We start from the raw sequence: 17010 nt of genomic DNA, 5'->3' as shown, positions 1-17010 counted from the left end.
GCCGGTCCCCGCGGTGATGCGCGAGGCCGGGCCTCTCACGCGCGCTAGCCTGGAGCGTCAGTCTTCAGCCAGCCAGCAAGTGAGGGGCGACAGCATCCCGTGCGCATCGCCAGGTTCTCCATCGACGGCAATGTCGCCTTCGGCGCGGTCGAGGGCGACAGCCCCGACAGCCTCGTCCTCGACATCATCAAGGGCATCCCGTACGCCGACTTCGAGCTCTCCGGGACCAAGGTCCCGCTGAAGAAGGTCCGGCTGCTGCCGCCCGTGCTTCCCAACAAGGTCGTGGCCATCGGCCGCAACTACGCGGAACACGCCGCCGAACTGGGCAACGAGGTCCCGGATGTGCCCGTCGCCTTCTTCAAGCCCACCACCTCGGTGATCGGCTCCGGCGACTCCATCGAGTACCCGTCCTTCTCCGAGGAGCTGCACCACGAGGCCGAGCTGGCCGTGGTGATCGGCCGCATGTGCCGTGAGGTCCCGCGCGAGCGCGTCAAGGACGTCGTCTTCGGCTACACCTGCGCCAACGACGTCACCGCGCGCGACGTCCAGCGCCGCGAGAGCCAGTGGGCCCGGGCGAAGGGCTTCGACACCTCCTGCCCGCTCGGCCCCTGGGTGGAGACCGACGTCGACCCCGGCAACCTGGCCATCCAGGCGACGGTCAACGGCGAACAGCGCCAGCTCGGCCGGACGAGCGACATGGTCCGCTCCGTCGAGGACCTGATCGTCCACATCACGGAAGCCATGACGCTGCTCCCGGGCGACGTGATCCTCACGGGAACCCCCGCAGGGGTGGGACCCCTGCACGTCGGCGACGAGGTCGCCGTCACCATCGAAGGCATCGGCACTCTCACCAACAAGGTGATCAAGCGTGGCTAACGCACCTGTACGCGTCCGTTTCTGTCCCTCCCCGACCGGCAACCCCCACGTCGGCCTGGTCCGGACGGCCCTCTTCAACTGGGCCTTCGCCCGGCACCACCAGGGCACCCTGGTCTTCCGCATCGAGGACACCGACGCCGCCCGCGACTCCGAGGAGTCCTACCAGCAGCTGCTCGACTCGATGCGCTGGCTCGGCCTGGACTGGGACGAGGGCCCCGAGATCGGCGGCCCGCACGCCCCGTACCGCCAGTCGCAGCGGATGGACCTCTACAAGGACGTCGCCGCGAAGCTCCTGGCCGCCGGGCACGCGTACCACTGCTACTGCACCACCGAGGAGCTCGACACCCGCCGCGACGCCGCCCGCGCGGCCGGCAGGCCGTCGGGTTACGACGGGCACTGCCGCGACCTGAGCGACGAGCAGAAGGCGGCGTACGAGGCCGAGGGCCGCACCTCGATCGTCCGCTTCCGGATGCCCGACGAGGCCATCACCTTCACCGACCTGGTCCGCGGCGAGATCACGGTCCAGCCGGAGAACGTCCCGGACTTCGGCATCGTCCGTGCCAACGGCGCTCCCCTCTACACGCTCGTCAACCCGGTCGACGACGCGCTGATGGAGATCACCCACGTCCTGCGCGGCGAGGACCTGCTCTCCTCCACCCCGCGCCAGATCGCCCTGTACCGGGCGCTCATCGAGCTGGGCGTCGCCAAGGACACCCCCGCCTTCGGCCACCTGCCGTACGTCATGGGGGAGGGCAACAAGAAGCTCTCCAAGCGTGACCCGCAGGCCTCGCTCAACCTCTACCGCGAGCGTGGCTTCCTGCCCGAGGGGCTGCTCAACTACCTCTCGCTGCTCGGCTGGTCGATCGCCGAGGACCGTGACATCTTCGGCCGCGACGAGCTGGTCGCCGCCTTCGACATCGCCGACGTCAACGCCAACCCGGCGCGCTTCGACCTGAAGAAGGCCGAGCACGTCAACGCCGAGCACCTGCGCATGCTCGACGTGAAGACCTTCACCGAGGCGTGCGGCCCCTGGCTGAAGGCCCCCTTCGCCCCCTGGGCGCCCGAGTCCTTCGACGCGGAGCAGTTCGCCGAGATCGCCCCGCACGCCCAGACGCGTGTGACGGTTCTCTCGGACATCACGGCCAACGTCGACTTCCTCTTCCTGGACGAGCCCGTCGAGGACGAGGCGTCCTGGACGAAGGCGATGAAGGAGGGCTCCGACGCGCTCCTCGTCACCGCCCGCGCCGAACTGCTCGCCGCCGAGTGGAACGCCGAGGCGCTCAAGGCGGCCGTCCTCACCGCCGGTGAGAAGCACGGCCTGAAGCTCGGCAAGGCGCAGGCCCCGGTCCGCGTCGCCGTCACCGGCCGCACGGTCGGGCTCCCGCTCTTCGAGTCCCTGGAGATCCTGGGCCGCGAGAAGACGATCGCCCGCATCGACGCCGCGCTGGTGAAGCTCGCCGCGTAGCGCCCGGTGCACACGACGGGGTGGCCGCCCGAGCCGGGGCGGCCACCCCGTCGTCATGCGCGGGCCGCCCCGGTAACCTGGCCGGCATGCCGATCCGAGCGGTTCTCTGGGACATCGACGACACGATCTTCGACTACTCGGGAGCCGACCGTGCCGGCATGCGCGCACACCTGGCGAACGAGGGCTTTCCCGAGGGGTACCCCACGCTGGAGCGCGCCCTCGACGCCTGGAAGGCCATCACGGACGTCCAGTGGGCCCGTTTCGCCGCCGGGGAACTCGACTTCCAGGGACAGCGGCGCGAGCGCGTGCGGGCCTTCCTGGGGCGGCTGCTGAGCGATGCCGAGGCCGACGAGTGGTTCGGCCGGCACGCCACCCACTACGAGGCCGCGTGGGCACTCTTCCCGGACACCCTGCCCGTCCTGGACCGGCTGGCGGGAAGCTTCCGCCATGCCGTCCTGTCCAACTCCAGCATCCACAACCAGGACCGCAAGCTGCGCGCCCTCGGGGTGCGGGACCGCTTCGAGGCCGTGGTGTGCGCCGTCGAGCTGGGGATCTCCAAGCCGGACGCGGGGGCGTTCCACGCTGCCTGCGAGGCGCTGTCCCTGGACCCGCACGAGGTGGCGTACGTCGGGAACGAGCCCGACATCGACGCGGGCGGCGCGGTGGCCGCCGGGCTGACGGGCATCTGGCTGGACCGTGAGGGGCGGGGCGGACGCCCCGAGCTCGTACGGATCACCGGGCTGGAGGAGCTTCCCGGGCTGCTGGCGGGCGATACCCGTTTTGGAGCGCCGGACACCTTCAGGTAATGTTCTTCCTGCGCCGCCCGAGCGGGCCGAAAGATCCGGCCGGGAAGCGCAGACAGAAACAGAACCCCAAGGGGTTGCGTTTCAGTGGGCTATGGTGTAATTGGCAACACTACGGTTTCTGGTACCGTCATTCTAGGTTCGAGTCCTGGTAGCCCAGCGCAAGACCGAAGTAACAAGCCCCCGTTGTGTAGCGGCCTAGCACGCTGCCCTCTCACGGCAGTAGCGCCGGTTCGAATCCGGTCGGGGGTACAGATCCTTCCCGCGAGAACATCTGGGTCGCACCCACGTACTCGATGCAGGATCGCTAGGGCCCCCGTTGTGTAGCGGCCTAGCACGCTGCCCTCTCACGGCAGTAGCGCCGGTTCGAATCCGGTCGGGGGTACTTCACCATGGGCTATGGTGTAATTGGCAACACTACGGTTTCTGGTACCGTCATTCTAGGTTCGAGTCCTGGTAGCCCAGCGCAAGTCAGCAGTAATCACGCCCCCGTTGTGTAGCGGCCTAGCACGCTGCCCTCTCACGGCAGTAGCGCCGGTTCGAATCCGGTCGGGGGTACAACACAGCAGTACGGCAAGGCCCTTCACCTCGGTGGAGGGCCTTTCGCATGCGCGCGAGCGCCCATCTCGGCTACGTGACGGATGACTTGGGCCGCCACGACGCTGGAGCGGCCGGAGAGAGGGGCATGGTGGGTCAGCCGCGGCGCAGGGCCTCGCTCAGTCGCGCCGCCGAGTCGATGATGGCCTGCGCGTGCATCCGGCCCGGGTGGCGCGTGAGGCGCTCGATGGGCCCGGAGACGGACACCGCGGCGACCACCCGGTTCGACGGCCCGCGGACCGGGGCCGAGACCGAGGCCACGCCCGGCTCGCGCTCGCCGATCGACTGGGCCCAGCCCCGCCGCCGTACGCCGGAGAGGGCCGTCGCGGTGAAACGGGCCCCCTGCAGGCCCCGGTGCAGGCGCTCCGGCTCCTCCCACGCCATCAGGATCTGGGCGGAGGAACCCGCCTTCATCGTGAGCGTGGAGCCGACCGGCACGGTGTCCCGCAGTCCGGACAGCCGCTCCGCCGCCGCGACGCAGATCCGCATGTCGCCCTGCCGGCGGTAGAGCTGCGCGCTCTCGCCGGTGATGTCGCGCAGATGTGTGAGTACGGGTCCTGCCGTCGCCAGGAGGCGGTCCTCGCCGGCCGCGGCCGCGAGCTCCGCGAGCCGGGGACCGAGAATGAAACGGCCCTGCATGTCCCTTGCCACCATGCGGTGGTGTTCGAGTGCCACGGCCAGTCGGTGTGCCGTGGGCCGTGCGAGCCCTGTCGCTGCGACCAGCCCGGCGAGGGTGGCCGGACCGGACTCCAGGGCGCTCAATACCAGAGCTGCCTTGTCGAGAACGCCGACGCCGCTAGAGTTGTCCATACGACGATACTCGCGTCTCACTCTGTGAAACGCAAGTTCAATTTTCCCCGGAAGTTGCGAACCTGTACGTGCGGCCTTACAACGGCCCGCGGCCACCGCCCCGCCCGGGGGTCAGGACGGCGGCACCCGAATCTCTAGTTGGGCCGGCGAAGACGCCGGCCGGAGGGAAAGCGATGGGTAGGACACTCGCGGAGAAGGTCTGGGACGACCACGTCGTCCGGCGCGCCGATGGCGAGCCCGACCTCCTCTTCATCGATCTGCACCTGCTGCACGAGGTGACCAGCCCGCAGGCCTTCGACGGCCTGCGCCAGGCCGGCCGGCCGGTGCGGCGTCTCGACCTCACCATCGCCACCGAGGACCACAACACCCCGACCCTCGACATCGACAAGCCGATCGCCGACCCGGTCTCCCGCGCCCAGCTGGAGACCCTGCGCAAGAACTGCGCGGATTTCGGCGTCCGGCTGCACCCGCTGGGCGACGTCGAGCAGGGCGTCGTGCACGTGGTCGGCCCCCAGCTGGGTCTGACCCAGCCCGGCACCACGGTCGTCTGCGGCGACTCGCACACCTCCACCCACGGCGCGTTCGGGGCGCTGGCCTTCGGTATCGGCACCAGCCAGGTCGAGCACGTCCTGGCCACCCAGACCCTGCCGCTGGCCCGCCCCAGGACGATGGCGATCACGGTGGAGGGTGAACTCCCCGACAGCGTCACCGCCAAGGATCTCATCCTGGCCATCATCGCCCGGATCGGCACCGGCGGCGGCCAGGGCTACATCCTCGAATACCGGGGCTCCGCCATCGAGAAGCTCTCGATGGAAGCCCGGATGACCATCTGCAACATGTCGATCGAGGCCGGCGCCCGCGCGGGCATGATCGCACCCGACGAGACCACCTTCGACTACCTGCGGGGACGCGACCACGCCCCCCGGGGCGAGGAGTGGGACGCGGCGGTGGAGTACTGGAAGACGCTCCGCACCGACGACGACGCCGTCTTCGACGCCGAGGTCTTCATCGACGGCGCCGAGCTCGCGCCGTTCGTCACCTGGGGCACCAACCCCGGCCAGGGCGCGCCCCTGTCGGCCAACGTCCCCGACCCCGCTTCGTACGAGGACGCCTCGGAGCGCCACGCCGCCGAAAAGGCCCTGGAGTACATGGGGTTGACCGCCGGCCAGCCACTGCGTGAGATCAACGTGGACACGGTGTTCGTAGGTTCCTGCACCAACGGCCGCATCGAGGACCTGCGCAACGCGGCCTCGATCCTGGACGGCCGCAAAGTCGCCGACGGCGTACGGATGCTGGTCGTCCCGGGCTCCGTCCGGGTCGCCCTTCAGGCGGTCGAGGAGGGCCTGGACAAGGTCTTCACCGCCGCCGGCGCCGAATGGCGGCACGCGGGCTGCTCGATGTGCCTCGGCATGAACCCCGACCAGCTGGCCCCCGGTGAGCGCTCCGCCTCCACCTCGAACCGGAACTTCGAGGGCAGGCAGGGCAAGGGCGGCCGCACCCACCTGGTCTCCCCGCAGGTCGCCGCCGCCACCGCCGTGCTGGGCCATCTGGCCTCGCCCGCCGATCTGTCCGACGTCCGTACGCCCGCCGGAGTCTGAGAGCCATGGAAGCATTCACCGCACACACCGGCCGTGCCGTCCCGCTGCGCCGCAGCAATGTCGACACCGACCAGATCATCCCCGCGCACTGGCTGAAGAAGGTCACCCGCGACGGCTTCGAGGACGGGCTCTTCGAGGCCTGGCGCAAGGACGAGAACTTCGTCCTCAACCGCCCCGAGCGCAAGGGTGCCTCGGTCCTGGTGGCCGGTCCCGACTTCGGCACGGGCTCCTCGCGTGAGCACGCGGTCTGGGCCCTGCAGAACTTCGGCTTCAAGGCCGTCATCTCCTCGCGCTTCGCCGACATCTTCCGTGGCAACTCCCTGAAGAACGGTCTGTTGACCGTCGTTCTCGACCAGAAGGTCGTCGACAGCCTCTGGGAGCTCACCGAGGCCGATCCGACGGCCGAGGTGACGGTCGACCTGGAGAAGCGGCAGGTCATCGGCGACGGAATCACGGCGGACTTCGAGCTCGACGAGAACGCCCGCTGGCGCCTCCTGAACGGGCTCGACGACATCAGCCTCACTCTTCAGAACGAAGCGGACATTGCGACTTACGAGGCGGCCCGGCCGTCCCACAAGCCGCGTACGATTGACGCCTGAGCAGCGCTTTTCCCGAACTGCGCCCCCTGCCCGAAGGCAGGGGGCGCAGTCGCTTGTTGAGACCCCCTCGGGCGACAACTCGCCCCAGATGGCACAATCGGTGCATGGAACGCGACAGCCAACTCGAGCTCTATGGCCAAGTCGCCGACCGATTGAAAGAAGCACACGCAAAGGTGCGCGAACTGCAAGTCCCGGAGGGCGTACGGATGGCGCTGTCCCGGAAGCTGCTGGTCGTCACGGCCGCGGCTAAGCACGATCTCCCAGGCGCGGCAAGGCGTCTGGACCGGTTGATGAAGGACCTCGACGAGGGCCGATTCCCCGAAGGTGACTGACTCCGCGGACAGCGCGGCGGTCGACTTCGTTGCGGCACTAGGGTGATTAGCCCGTTTCGTGTTTGATTTGCGGTATATATCTGCCTAACGTGCGAAAAAGCCTGAACAGTTTCGTTCCGGCAATGTCTCCGAAGGGGAAGACGTGAACAAGGCGCAGCTCGTAGAAGCGATTGCCGACAAGGTCGGCGGCCGTCAGCAGGCCGCAGACGCTGTCGACGTGGTACTCGACGCGATCGTCCGTGCCGTTGTCGCCGGGGACCGTGTCTCGGTCACCGGCTTCGGCTCGTTCGAGAAGGTCGACCGCCCCGCCCGGTACGCCCGCAACCCGCAGACGGGCGAGCGCGTACGGGTCAAGAAGACCTCCGTGCCCCGTTTCCGTGCGGGACAGGGCTTCAAGGACCTGGTGAGCGGCTCCAAGAAGCTCCCCAAGAACGACGTGGCCGTGAAGAAGGCCCCCAAGGGCAGCCTCTCGGGCGGTTCTTCCACCCGTACGACGGCGAAGGCGGCCGCGAAGAAGGCCACCGCCAAGAAGGCCACGGCGCGCAAGACCACGGCGGCCGCGAAGAAGACGGCCCCGGCGAAGACCACCGCCAAGAAGACCACCGCGACGGCCAAGAAGACCGCGCCGGCGGCGAAGAAGGCGGCCCCGGCGAAGAAGACGACGGCGACGAAGAAGACCGCCGCCGCCAAGACGGCGCCCGCCAAGAAGACCACGGCGAAGAAGGCGCCCGCGAAGAAGACCACGGCTCGCAAGACCACGGCCAAGAAGGTCACCGCACGCAAGAAGTGAGACCGGGCACCGCTCGTTCCTCATACGCGCCGGGCCGGGCTCCCCTCGGGGAGCCCGGCCCGCGGGCTGTTCAGGGGTGCCCTCAGAGCGTCTGCAGCGTCACCAGGGTGATCCGCAGCGCGGCGCCCTCACCCTCGGTCTCGATCCGCACCCGCTGCCCGGGGCGCAGCAGCCGCAGCCCTCCCGCGTCGAACGCGGGCGCGTCGAAGTCCACCGGGGTGCCGTCGTCGAGAAGCACGCTGCCGGTGCGGGAATCGGAGTCGTACGTGAACGAGGTCGCCTGCATGAGCCGCAGCCTATCGGTCCGCGGCGGGCACCACGGGGGCCGCGAGCGCGGCGGTGAACCGCCCCACTCCCAGGGCCAGCGCTGCCTCCAGGTCGTCGCCCGTGTCCACGTCCCTGCGGACCGAATCGATGCCCGGCAGCGAGATCTCCACCGCCCCCGACGCCAGGTGCCGCGCCCGCGACGCCCCGCCGAAGGACGGCCGCAATTCCACCCCCGGGGCCGAGGAAAGAAATGTGGTGCCGATTCCCTGCGCGTCACCGACAAAAGCGCGGGGAAAAGCCGCGGCGAATTCGAGCACCCGCGCCAGATCATCCGGACGCAAGGCCGGAAGATCGGCGTTGAGCACGGCCACCGCCGCACCCCCGCGCCGGCCGCGCGCCGACCGGGCCCCGTGCTCCATCGCCGCGTCGAGCCCGGCCGCCGGGGTGTCCGCCACCGTCCGCGCGCCGAGCGCCGTCAGCGCCGCCCCGGCCACCGGATCGTCCGTGACGACCACCACATCCCGCACCGCCGGGCAGGACAGAGCCGCGGACACGGTGTCCTGCGCGAACGCCAGGGCCAGGCGCGGACGCAGATCCCCTCCCACCGCCCGGCCGAGCCTGCTCTTGGCCCGTACGAGCGGTTTCAGCGGGACGACCAGGGACCAGGGGCCGGTCGGGTCGGTGTTCGTGGCGATCTCCCCCTCCGTACGCATCAGCCCTTATTCTCGCCTGCCGGTACGACAACCCGGAGGTCCGCCCCCACGGGTGAGGCGTACGGTGTTCTCCACACAGCAGGGGCCCAGGGGCGAGGCAGCAGAGCCCGAGCCCCGCACAGCTCAGTTCCTAGAGGAAGGCACCCGAGTGTCCCGCCGCAGAATCGGCTTCTGGTACCGCCTGGCGGCGGTCATCGCAAAACCGCCCCTGGTGGTTCTGTTCAAGCGCGACTGGCGGGGAATGGAACACATTCCGGCCGATGGCGGATTCATCACCGCGGTCAATCACAACTCCTATCTGGACCCGCTGTCGTACGGGCATTTCCAGTACAACACCGGACGCGTGCCGCGGCTTCTCGCGAAGGCCGGACTTTTCAGGACGCCTTTCGTCGGAATGATTCTGCGCGGCACCGGCCAGATCCCCGTGTACCGGGAGACGACCAACGCGCTCGACGCCTTCCGCGCCGCGGTGGACGCCATCGAGCGGGGCGAGTGCGTCGCCTTCTACCCGGAGGGCACGCTCACCCGCGATCCCGACATGTGGCCGATGGCCGGCAAGACCGGCGCCGCCCGGGTCGCGCTGATGACCAAGGCCCCGGTCATCCCCGTCGCCCAGTGGGGCGCCAACCTGGCGATGCCGCCCTACGCCAAGGAGGACAAGCTCCGGCTGTTCCCCCGCAAGACCCTGCGGGTGCAGGCCGGTCCGCCGGTCGACCTCTCCCGTTACTACGGCATGGAGCCGACGCCCGACGTCCTGCGCCAGGCGACCGAGACCATCATGGCCGCGATCACCGCCCAGCTCGAGGACGTACGCGGCGAGAGGGCCCCCGCCGAGCTCTACGATCACCGCAAGGCCCGCGCCGAACAGCGGCGCAGGGCAGAGGGAAAGGGAACGACGTGACGCACCCCGCGAAGGCGGCCGTCTTCGGAACCGGCTCATGGGGTACGGCCTTCGCCATGGTCCTCGCCGACGCCGGCTGCGAGGTGACCCTCTGGGGACGCCGCGCCGAGGTCGCCGAGGCCGTCAACACCACCCGCACCAACCCGGGCTATCTGCCGGGCATCGAACTGCCCGCATCGGTCCGGGCCACGACCGACGCCGCCGAGGCGCTGCGCGGCGCCGACTTCGCCGTCCTCGTGGTGCCCTCGCAGACCCTGCGCGCCAACCTCGCCGACTGGTCGCGGCATCTGGAGCCCGGCACGGTCCTGGTCTCCCTGATGAAGGGCGTCGAACTGGGCACCGCCAAGCGGATGAGCGAGGTCATCGAGGACGTCACCCAGGTCACCCCGGACCGGATCGCCGTCATCACCGGCCCCAACCTCGCCAAGGAGATCGCCGAACGCCGCCCCGCGGCCGCCGTCGTCGCCTGCTCGGACGAGAGCGTCGCCCAGCGCCTCCAGGCCGCCTGCCACACCCCGTACTTCCGGCCGTACACCAACACCGACGTGGTCGGCTGCGAGCTCGGCGGCGCCGTGAAGAACGTCATCGGTCTCGCCGTGGGCATCGCCGACGGCATGGGCCTCGGTGACAACGCCAAGGGCTCCCTCATCACCCGCGGCCTCGCCGAGACCACCCGGCTGGGACTCGCCATGGGGGCCGACCCGCTCACCTTCTCCGGACTCGCCGGACTCGGCGACCTGGTCGCGACGTGCTCCTCACCGCTCTCGCGCAACCACACCTTCGGCACGAACCTCGGGCGGGGGATGACCCTCCAGGAGACCGTCGCCGTCACCAGCCAGACCGCCGAGGGCGTCAAGTCCTGCGAATCGGTGCTCGATCTGGCGCGCAGGCACGGCGTCGACATGCCGATCACCGAGACGGTCGTCGGCATCGTCCACGAGGGCAAGCCGCCGGTGGTCGCCCTCAAGGAGCTGATGTCGCGCAGCGCCAAGCCCGAGCGACGCTGACTCGAGCCCTACCAGCAGGTACGCTCATCGCGATATGAGCAGCCAGAACCTCCCCCAGAGCCCTGAGAGCCCGCTGAGCTCCGAGCAGAGCTCCGATCCGGGCCGCAAGCCGCGCGTCGCCGTCGTGTTCGGTGGCCGCAGCTCCGAACACGGCATCTCGGTCGTCACGGCCGGTGCCATCATGAGCGCCATCGACCGGACGAAGTACGACGTCCTGCCGATCGGCATCACCAGGGACGGACGCTGGGCCCTCACGTCCGACGACCCGGCCCGCATGGCCATCACGGACCGGCAGGTCCCCGACGTGGAGCAGCTGGCCGACTCCACGCACGGCGCGGTGACGCTCTCCGTCGACCCCGGCAACCGTGACGTCGTCGTCAGCGAACCCGGTGCGGTGCCCACGGTCCTGGGCGAGGTCGACGTCGTCTTCCCCATGCTGCACGGCCCCTACGGCGAGGACGGCACCCTCCAGGGGCTCCTGGAGCTCTCCGGCGTCCCCTACGTCGGCGCCGGTGTGCTGTCCTCTGCCGTCGGCCAGGACAAGGAGTACATGAAGCGGGTGTTCACCTCCTTCGGACTGCCGGTCGGCCCGTACGAGGTCGTCCGCCCCCGGGAATGGGAGTCGGACCGGCCCGCCGCCCGCAAGCGCGTCATGGAGTTCGCGGCCGAGCACGGCTGGCCCCTCTTCATCAAGCCCGCCCGCGGCGGTTCCTCCATGGGCATCACGAAGGTCGACGACGCGGCCGGGCTGGACGAGGCGATCGAGGAGGCCCGCCGGCACGACCCCAAGTTCCTCGTGGAGTCCCTGCTGCGCGGCCGGGAGATCGAGTGCGGCGTGCTGGAGTTCGAGGACGGACCGCGCGCCAGCGTGCCCGCCGAGATCCCGCCCGTCACCGCGCACGACTTCTACGACTTCGAGGCCAAGTACATCGACTCGGCGGCCGGCCTGGTGCCCGCACCGCTCACCGAGGAGCAGACCGCCGAGGTGCGGCGGCTCGCCGTCGAGGCGTTCGAGGCGGCCTCCTGCGAGGGCCTCGTGCGCGCCGACTTCTTCCTCACCGAGGACGGCACGTTCGTCATCAACGAGATCAACACCATGCCGGGCTTCACCCCGATCTCCATGTTCCCCCGCATGTGGCAGGCGAGCGGCGTGGAGTACCCGGAGCTGGTCGACCGGCTGATCACCTCCGCGCTGAACCGCTCCACCGGCCTGCGCTGAGCCGTCAAGGGCTGTCCCGCGCGGACAGCCCTTCAGAGACTGTCGGGGACCGTCCTGCTCACGGGCACCGCGAACGCGGACAACGGGGTGATGTCATGGGCGTACTCCGTCCCGAGCGTCACCTCGACATACGCCTTGCGGTAGGTGGTCGTGAACCGCGGGCCGGCGTCATCGGGCTGCTCCAGCAGCCAGTTGACGCCGTCCGCGTCGACGGCCTTCGCCTGGGAATCATCCATCCTCGCGGGCCGCGGGACACCGCAGCGCAGTACGATCGCCCCGTCCCCCCAGCCGGCGGTCAGGTCCGAATCCGGTGAGGGATCACTCCGCTCCAGGTCGTCGACGGTCTCCGGCAGCTCCTTGTGCAGTTCCTCGCAGTACGCGGCGGCCTCCGACGACGGCGTGGGAACCGCCACCGAGGGCTGGTCACCGCCGGAACAGCCCGCCACGGCGAGCACGCACAGAGCGGCGGACGGGGCGAGAACACGGGAACGGGGGGACCGGCGGCGGGTGTGAGTCACCGGACCAGCGTAGACAGGGGTCAGAGGTGGACGATCGGGCAGGTCAGGGTACGTGTGATGCCGTCCACCTGCTGGACCTTGGCGACCACCATGCGGCCGAGGGCGTCGACCGTGTCGGCCTGTGCGCGCACGATCACGTCGTAGGGGCCTGTGACGTCCTCTGCCTGGATCACTCCCGGAAGCTTTGCGATGGTCTCGGCGACGAACGACGCCTTGCCCACCTCGGTCTGGATGAGGATGTACGCCTGTACCACGGAACCTCCAGGGCGGCCACGAGGATCATGTGGGGGAAAGGGACGCCACGTTATCGCGTTGCCCGGGGCCGCGGGGAGACCTGCGGGCCGGTTGACGCCCACAGCGTGGCGTACGCACCACAGAAGTTGACGTATCTCTTGACGGTACCGACAGCAGTTGGGGCTCGCGACCGCAAGCCCACCGGTGCGGAAGGGCGACAGCGACGCCCGTACGCCCCGGGGCCACCGGCTCCCGTGGGCCGTCCGTCCACGGTCCGGACCTCCGGCCGCTGAAGCAGCCCGGACAGGTGTCCGGTGCGATAGATGAGAGGTGAGACTCGGTGAAGGGAACCGTGGGCGAGTTGGGGGAGTTCGGGCTCATCAGAGAGCTCACGTCCCGGCTCACCACCACTCCGGCGGTACGGCTGGGACCCGGCGACGACGCCGCGGTCGTGGCCGCTCCCGACCGCAGGGTCGTGGCCAGTACGGACATCCTGCTGGAAGGGCGGCACTTCCGCCGCGACTGGTCGACGGCGTACGACGTCGGCCGCAAGGCCGCCGCCCAGAACCTCGCCGACATCGCCGCCATGGGCGCCGTGCCCACGGCGCTGCTGCTCGGTCTCGTCGTACCGGCCGACCTGCCGGTCACCTGGGCCGCCGAGCTCATGGACGGACTGCGTGACGAGTGCCAGGTCGCCGGCGCGGCCGTGGTCGGCGGCGACGTCGTCGGCGGCGACACCATCACCGTCGCGATCACCGCGCTCGGCGACCTGCGCAACCACGAACCCGTCACCCGGTCCGGCGCCCGGCCCGGCGACGTCGTGGCCGTCACCGGGTGGCTCGGCTGGTCCGCCGCCGGATTCGCCGTGCTCTCCCGGGGATTCCGCTCGCCGCGCGCCTTCGTCGAGGCCCACCGGCGCCCCGAACCGCCGTACCACGCGGGCCCCGCGGCCGCCGGGCTCGGCGCCACGGCCATGACCGACGTCAGCGACGGACTCGTCGCCGACCTCGGGCACATCGCCGAGGCCAGCAAGGTCCGCATAGACCTGCGCTCCGGGCTCATCGACATCCCCTCGCAGATGTCCGACATCGGGCAGGCCGTCGGGGTCGACCCGCTGCAGTGGGTGCTGACCGGGGGAGAGGACCACGCGATCGTGGCGACGTTCCCCGCCGACGTGAAGCTCCCCGCGCGCTGGAAGGTCATCGGAGAGGTCCTCAACCCGTCGGCGCTGCCCCAGGTCACCGTCGACGGAGCGCCCTGGACGAGCAAGGGCGGCTGGGACCATTTCGGATCCATCGAGGATGCCCAGTAGATTCCCGGGCATGACCGCACCTGCCCCCGTACCGCCCCGTGTCCTCACCGTCGCCGGATCCGACTCCGGCGGCGGTGCGGGCATCCAGGCCGACCTCAAGACGATGCTGGCCCTCGGCACCCACGGCATGAGCGTGCTGACCGCGGTGACCGCCCAGAACTCGCTGGGCGTGCAGGGAGCCTGGGAGCTGCCGGCCGACGCCGTACGCGCCCAGTACCGCAGCGTCGTCGACGACATCGGCGTCCAGGCGATCAAGACCGGCATGCTGTCCTCGGCCGCGCTCGTCGACACCGTCGCGGAACTCCTCGCGGGGACCGGCGCACCCGTCGTCGTCGACCCCGTCGGGGTGTCCAAGCACGGGGACGCCCTGCTGGCCGCCGAAGCCCTCGACTCCGTACGCACGAAGCTGCTGCCCGTCGCCACGGTCGCCACCCCGAACCTCGACGAGGTGGCCCAGCTCACAGGCGTCACCGTCACCGACGAACCGGGGATGCGCAGAGCAGCCGCCGAGATCCTCGGCCACGGACCGCGCTGGGTGGTGATCAAGGGCGGCCATCTGCCCGGCGACGCCGTGGACCTGCTGACGGACGGCAGCGAGGAACACTGGCTGCGTGCTCCGAGGCTCGACAACCGGCACACCCACGGCACGGGCTGCACCCTCGCCTCCGCCATCGCCTGCGGACTCGCCCGCGGCCAGGACGTCCCGACCGCCGTACGGGGCGCGAAGGAGTACGTCACCGGCGCGATCCGGGGCGGCTTCGCGCTGGGCAGCGGGATCGGCCCCGTCGATCACGGCTGGCTCGTACGCCCGGCCCGCTGACGCGGAGCACAGCAAAAAGCCGGTCCACCGAGGTGGACCGGCTTTTTGGGCAACCGGAAGGCTGCGCTACGACGAGACGTCAGCGCGCGACCTTGCCGGCCTTGATGCACGAGGTGCAGACGTTGAGCCGCTTCGGCGTCCGACCGACCACGGCACGCACGCGCTGGATGTTGGGATTCCAGCGACGGGACGTACGGCGGTGCGAGTGCGAAATGCTGTTGCCGAAGCTCGGCCCCTTGCCGCAAACGTCGCAGTTGGCAGCCACGGGTCACTCCAAAGACTTCAGATGCACTTACAGTGAATTCCGGCGCGCCGGAATCATTGCTGAAGTGGCGGTACCGGAGGGATTGGCCCGGCTTTCGTCGGGCAACCGAAGCAGCATACAACGGCTGCGTCGGAGATACGAAACTACCACGGCTCCCCGACGGCTCCGTCCCGCACCTGCGCCCGCCGGGCCCGCGCATGACGGCTACCCTGCGGTGCAGCCAGCCCCCCACGGCCGCTCAAGGAGGACCAACGGTGCCGCAGCCGCCCGACGATCTCGACGCCGTCGCGGTGCGCACCTGGTGCTCACTGGCGCTGGAGGCCCTGGGGCGTGAGCGGGCGGCCATCGACGCCATCAACGTCTATCCCGTCGCCGACGGGGACACCGGCACCAACCTGTATCTCACCGTCGAGTCGGCCGCCGCCGCCGTCGAGGCGGTCTTCGCCGCCCATGAGACCGGCTCCACCGTGCCCGGCCCCGCCGACGCCGTGCGGGCCATGGCGCACGGCGCGCTGATCGGGGCACGGGGCAACTCCGGGACCATCCTGGCCCAGCTGCTGCGCGGCATGGCCTCCGTCCTGGCCGAATCGGGTGACGCCCGTCACCTGCGGACCGCGCTGACGGAGGCCGCCGCGGCGGCGCGGCTGGCCGTGGCCCATCCCGTCGAGGGCACGGTGCTCACCGTAGCCACCGCCGCCGCCGAGGCGGCCGGGGCCACCGCCGGGAGCGCCCGTCTCACCGAGGTCGCCGAGGCGGCGTACGAAGGGGCGCGCACCGCCCTGGCGGCCACCCCGGGCCAGCTCGCCGTCCTCGGCCGCGCGGGCGTCGTCGACGCCGGAGGGCAGGGCCTGGTGACCGTGCTCGGCGCACTTCTGGAAGCGGTCGGCGGACGTGTGCGGAAGCGCGCCGTCACCCCCGCCCCCGACGTCCTGCCGCTGACCGGCGACTGCGCGGACGCGGGCCCGGCCGGAGGACCGGCCTTCGAGGTCATCTATCTCCTGGAGGCCCCCGACGACGCCGTCGCCCGGCTGCGGAGCCGGCTGGACGCCCTGGGGGACTCACTCGTCGTGGTCGGCGGCGACGGCCTGTGGAACGTCCACGTCCATGTCGACGACGCCGGAGCGGCCGTCGAAGCCGGGGTCGAGGCCGGCCGGCCCTACCGGATCCGGATCACCCACTTCGCCGCCGACCGGGGCGCGGCCCACCGTGAACCCGCCCAGCGCGCGGTCGTCGTGGTCGTACCCGGTGACGGGCTCTCCGGCCTGTGTGCGGAGGCCGGGGCGACCACCGTGCTGGCACGTCCCGGCGAGCCGCCGGCCAGCGGCGAACTGGTCGACGCCATCCGCCGGGCCCACGCCCGGGAGGTGGTCCTGCTGCCGAACGACGCACAGCTGCGCCACACCGCCGCCGCTGCCGCCGAACAGGCCAGGGGCGAAGGGATCCGCGTCGCCCTGGTCCCCACCCGCGCCGCGGTCCAGGGCATCGCCGCGCTCGCCGTCCACGAACCCGGCCGCAGCTTCGACGAGGACGTCGTCGCTATGACGTCGGCGGCCGGCGCCACCCGGTACGCCGAACTGGCCGTCGCCGAACGGCAGTCGTGGACCATGGCGGGCATCTGCCAGGCCGGCGACATCCTCGGCCTGATCGACGGGGACGTCGCCGTCATCGGTCAGGACGTCGTCGGCACGGCCCGCACCGTCCTGGACCGGATGCTGTCGGCGGGCGGCGAACTCGTCACCCTGGTCCTGGGGGAGGACGTGCCGGACGGCCTCGCCGACGAGCTGGGCGAGCACGTCCGGGAGGGCTACCTCGCCGTCGACACGGTCGTCTACCGGGGCGGCCACCAGGCGGCGCCCCTGCTCATCGGCGTCGAGTGACACGTCG

At 70.6% G+C, this 17010-nt stretch carries 19 protein-coding genes and 5 tRNA genes; 18 read left to right on the top strand and 6 right to left on the bottom strand.

The window, feature by feature from the left end; translation table 11 throughout:
• Positions 1 to 99: 99 nt before the first annotated feature.
• The 8 genes from ACZ32T_RS17850 (at position 100) to ACZ32T_RS17815 (ending at position 3702) form a co-directional block, all read left to right on the top strand.
• On the top strand, positions 100 to 876 hold the full coding sequence (locus ACZ32T_RS17850; RefSeq protein WP_356713530.1) for a fumarylacetoacetate hydrolase family protein: 777 nt from the start codon (positions 100 to 102) through the stop codon (positions 874 to 876).
• Entirely contained in the window at positions 869 to 2341 is a 1473-nt protein-coding gene (gene gltX, locus ACZ32T_RS17845; RefSeq protein ID WP_467265722.1) for a glutamate--tRNA ligase, read from the top strand. The genes ACZ32T_RS17850 and gltX overlap by 8 nt, the downstream gene beginning before the upstream one ends.
• An 86-nt stretch (positions 2342 to 2427) precedes the next feature.
• Positions 2428 to 3147, top strand: coding sequence for an HAD family hydrolase (locus ACZ32T_RS17840; protein WP_467265720.1), 720 nt, complete (start codon positions 2428 to 2430; stop codon positions 3145 to 3147).
• An 85-nt stretch (positions 3148 to 3232) separates the two neighbouring features.
• Positions 3233 to 3304: transfer RNA gene (locus ACZ32T_RS17835), tRNA-Gln, on the top strand.
• Positions 3305 to 3323: 19 nt separating this feature from the next.
• Positions 3324 to 3396 (top strand) — tRNA-Glu (locus ACZ32T_RS17830).
• Positions 3397 to 3456: 60 nt separating this feature from the next.
• A tRNA-Glu gene (locus ACZ32T_RS17825) sits at positions 3457 to 3529 on the top strand.
• An 8-nt stretch (positions 3530 to 3537) separates the two neighbouring features.
• Positions 3538 to 3609: transfer RNA gene (locus tag ACZ32T_RS17820), tRNA-Gln, on the top strand.
• A gap of 20 nt (positions 3610 to 3629) precedes the next feature.
• Positions 3630 to 3702, top strand: a tRNA-Glu gene (locus ACZ32T_RS17815).
• A gap of 135 nt (positions 3703 to 3837) precedes the next feature.
• Here ACZ32T_RS17815 and ndgR read toward each other — a convergent pair.
• Positions 3838 to 4551 carry an IclR family transcriptional regulator NdgR gene (gene ndgR, locus ACZ32T_RS17810; protein ID WP_325750019.1) on the bottom strand — a complete coding sequence of 238 codons (714 nt, stop codon included), beginning with the start codon at positions 4549 to 4551 and terminating at the stop codon, positions 3838 to 3840.
• A gap of 173 nt (positions 4552 to 4724) precedes the next feature.
• On the opposite strand from ndgR, the gene leuC reads away from it, so the two are divergent.
• From leuC to ACZ32T_RS17790, 4 genes are all read left to right on the top strand, one after another.
• A complete protein-coding gene (gene leuC, locus ACZ32T_RS17805) occupies positions 4725 to 6149 on the top strand; it encodes a 3-isopropylmalate dehydratase large subunit (protein ID WP_467265718.1) in 1425 nt (474 codons plus the stop codon).
• A 5-nt stretch (positions 6150 to 6154) separates the two neighbouring features.
• On the top strand, positions 6155 to 6748 hold the full coding sequence (gene leuD, locus ACZ32T_RS17800) for a 3-isopropylmalate dehydratase small subunit (RefSeq protein WP_467265716.1): 594 nt from the start codon (positions 6155 to 6157) through the stop codon (positions 6746 to 6748).
• Positions 6749 to 6852: 104 nt separating this feature from the next.
• Positions 6853 to 7080: an SCO5555 family protein gene (locus tag ACZ32T_RS17795; protein ID WP_033303999.1), complete on the top strand. Its 228-nt coding sequence runs from the start codon at positions 6853 to 6855 to the stop codon at positions 7078 to 7080.
• A 142-nt stretch (positions 7081 to 7222) separates the two neighbouring features.
• Positions 7223 to 7870, top strand: coding sequence for an HU family DNA-binding protein (locus ACZ32T_RS17790; protein ID WP_467265714.1), 648 nt, complete (start codon positions 7223 to 7225; stop codon positions 7868 to 7870).
• Between the two features lie 82 nt (positions 7871 to 7952).
• Here ACZ32T_RS17790 and ACZ32T_RS17785 read toward each other — a convergent pair whose 3' ends face one another.
• Together ACZ32T_RS17785 and cofC are read right to left on the bottom strand one after the other, a co-directional pair.
• Complete coding sequence (locus ACZ32T_RS17785) at positions 7953 to 8156, bottom strand: hypothetical protein (RefSeq protein ID WP_467367704.1); 204 nt, start codon at positions 8154 to 8156, stop codon at positions 7953 to 7955.
• A gap of 10 nt (positions 8157 to 8166) precedes the next feature.
• Positions 8167 to 8850, bottom strand: a complete 684-nt coding sequence (gene cofC, locus ACZ32T_RS17780) for a 2-phospho-L-lactate guanylyltransferase (protein WP_467367702.1) — start codon at positions 8848 to 8850, stop codon at positions 8167 to 8169.
• A 148-nt stretch (positions 8851 to 8998) separates the two neighbouring features.
• Between cofC and ACZ32T_RS17775 the strand changes: the two genes are divergently transcribed.
• Genes ACZ32T_RS17775 through ACZ32T_RS17765 form a run of 3 tightly spaced genes read left to right on the top strand, consistent with a single transcriptional unit; the run spans position 8999 to position 11977 of the window.
• A complete protein-coding gene (locus tag ACZ32T_RS17775; protein WP_467270517.1) occupies positions 8999 to 9751 on the top strand; it encodes a lysophospholipid acyltransferase family protein in 753 nt (250 codons plus the stop codon).
• The gene (locus ACZ32T_RS17770; RefSeq protein ID WP_467270519.1) at positions 9748 to 10758 is read left to right on the top strand and encodes an NAD(P)H-dependent glycerol-3-phosphate dehydrogenase; all 1011 of its coding nucleotides are present in this window, start codon (positions 9748 to 9750) and stop codon (positions 10756 to 10758) included. Before ACZ32T_RS17775 ends, ACZ32T_RS17770 begins: the two co-directional genes overlap by 4 nt.
• Before the next feature lie 34 nt (positions 10759 to 10792).
• Positions 10793 to 11977 (top strand): D-alanine--D-alanine ligase family protein, encoded by a 1185-nt coding sequence (locus ACZ32T_RS17765; protein ID WP_467270521.1) that lies wholly within the window; start codon positions 10793 to 10795, stop codon positions 11975 to 11977.
• Positions 11978 to 12009: 32 nt separating this feature from the next.
• Here the strand turns inward: ACZ32T_RS17765 and ACZ32T_RS17760 are convergent, their stop codons facing one another.
• Together ACZ32T_RS17760 and ACZ32T_RS17755 are read right to left on the bottom strand one after the other, a co-directional pair.
• The gene (locus tag ACZ32T_RS17760; protein WP_467270522.1) at positions 12010 to 12495 is read right to left on the bottom strand and encodes a DUF3515 domain-containing protein; all 486 of its coding nucleotides are present in this window, start codon (positions 12493 to 12495) and stop codon (positions 12010 to 12012) included.
• 20 nt (positions 12496 to 12515) lie between these two features.
• Positions 12516 to 12749, bottom strand: a complete 234-nt coding sequence (locus ACZ32T_RS17755; protein ID WP_069170487.1) for an Lrp/AsnC family transcriptional regulator — start codon at positions 12747 to 12749, stop codon at positions 12516 to 12518.
• A 320-nt stretch (positions 12750 to 13069) separates the two neighbouring features.
• Here ACZ32T_RS17755 and ACZ32T_RS17750 point away from each other — a divergent pair, with 320 nt between their 5' ends.
• Together ACZ32T_RS17750 and thiD are read left to right on the top strand one after the other, a co-directional pair.
• Positions 13070 to 14041, top strand: a complete 972-nt coding sequence (locus ACZ32T_RS17750; RefSeq protein ID WP_329233286.1) for a thiamine-phosphate kinase — start codon at positions 13070 to 13072, stop codon at positions 14039 to 14041.
• Positions 14042 to 14051: 10 nt separating this feature from the next.
• A complete protein-coding gene (gene thiD, locus ACZ32T_RS17745) occupies positions 14052 to 14861 on the top strand; it encodes a bifunctional hydroxymethylpyrimidine kinase/phosphomethylpyrimidine kinase (RefSeq protein ID WP_467367699.1) in 810 nt (269 codons plus the stop codon).
• 79 nt (positions 14862 to 14940) lie between these two features.
• Here thiD and rpmB read toward each other — a convergent pair whose 3' ends face one another.
• Positions 14941 to 15126, bottom strand: coding sequence for a 50S ribosomal protein L28 (gene rpmB / locus ACZ32T_RS17740; protein ID WP_003965989.1), 186 nt, complete (start codon positions 15124 to 15126; stop codon positions 14941 to 14943).
• Positions 15127 to 15380: 254 nt separating this feature from the next.
• Between rpmB and ACZ32T_RS17735 the strand changes: the two genes are divergently transcribed.
• Complete coding sequence (locus ACZ32T_RS17735; RefSeq protein WP_467270528.1) at positions 15381 to 17003, top strand: DAK2 domain-containing protein; 1623 nt, start codon at positions 15381 to 15383, stop codon at positions 17001 to 17003.
• The last annotated feature ends 7 nt before the right edge of the window (positions 17004 to 17010 follow it).

The sequence above is a fragment of the Streptomyces sp. NPDC023573 genome (assembly GCF_055559735.1).
Note: the sequence above shows the minus strand (reverse complement) of the source record. Positions and strands in the feature narration are given on the sequence as shown.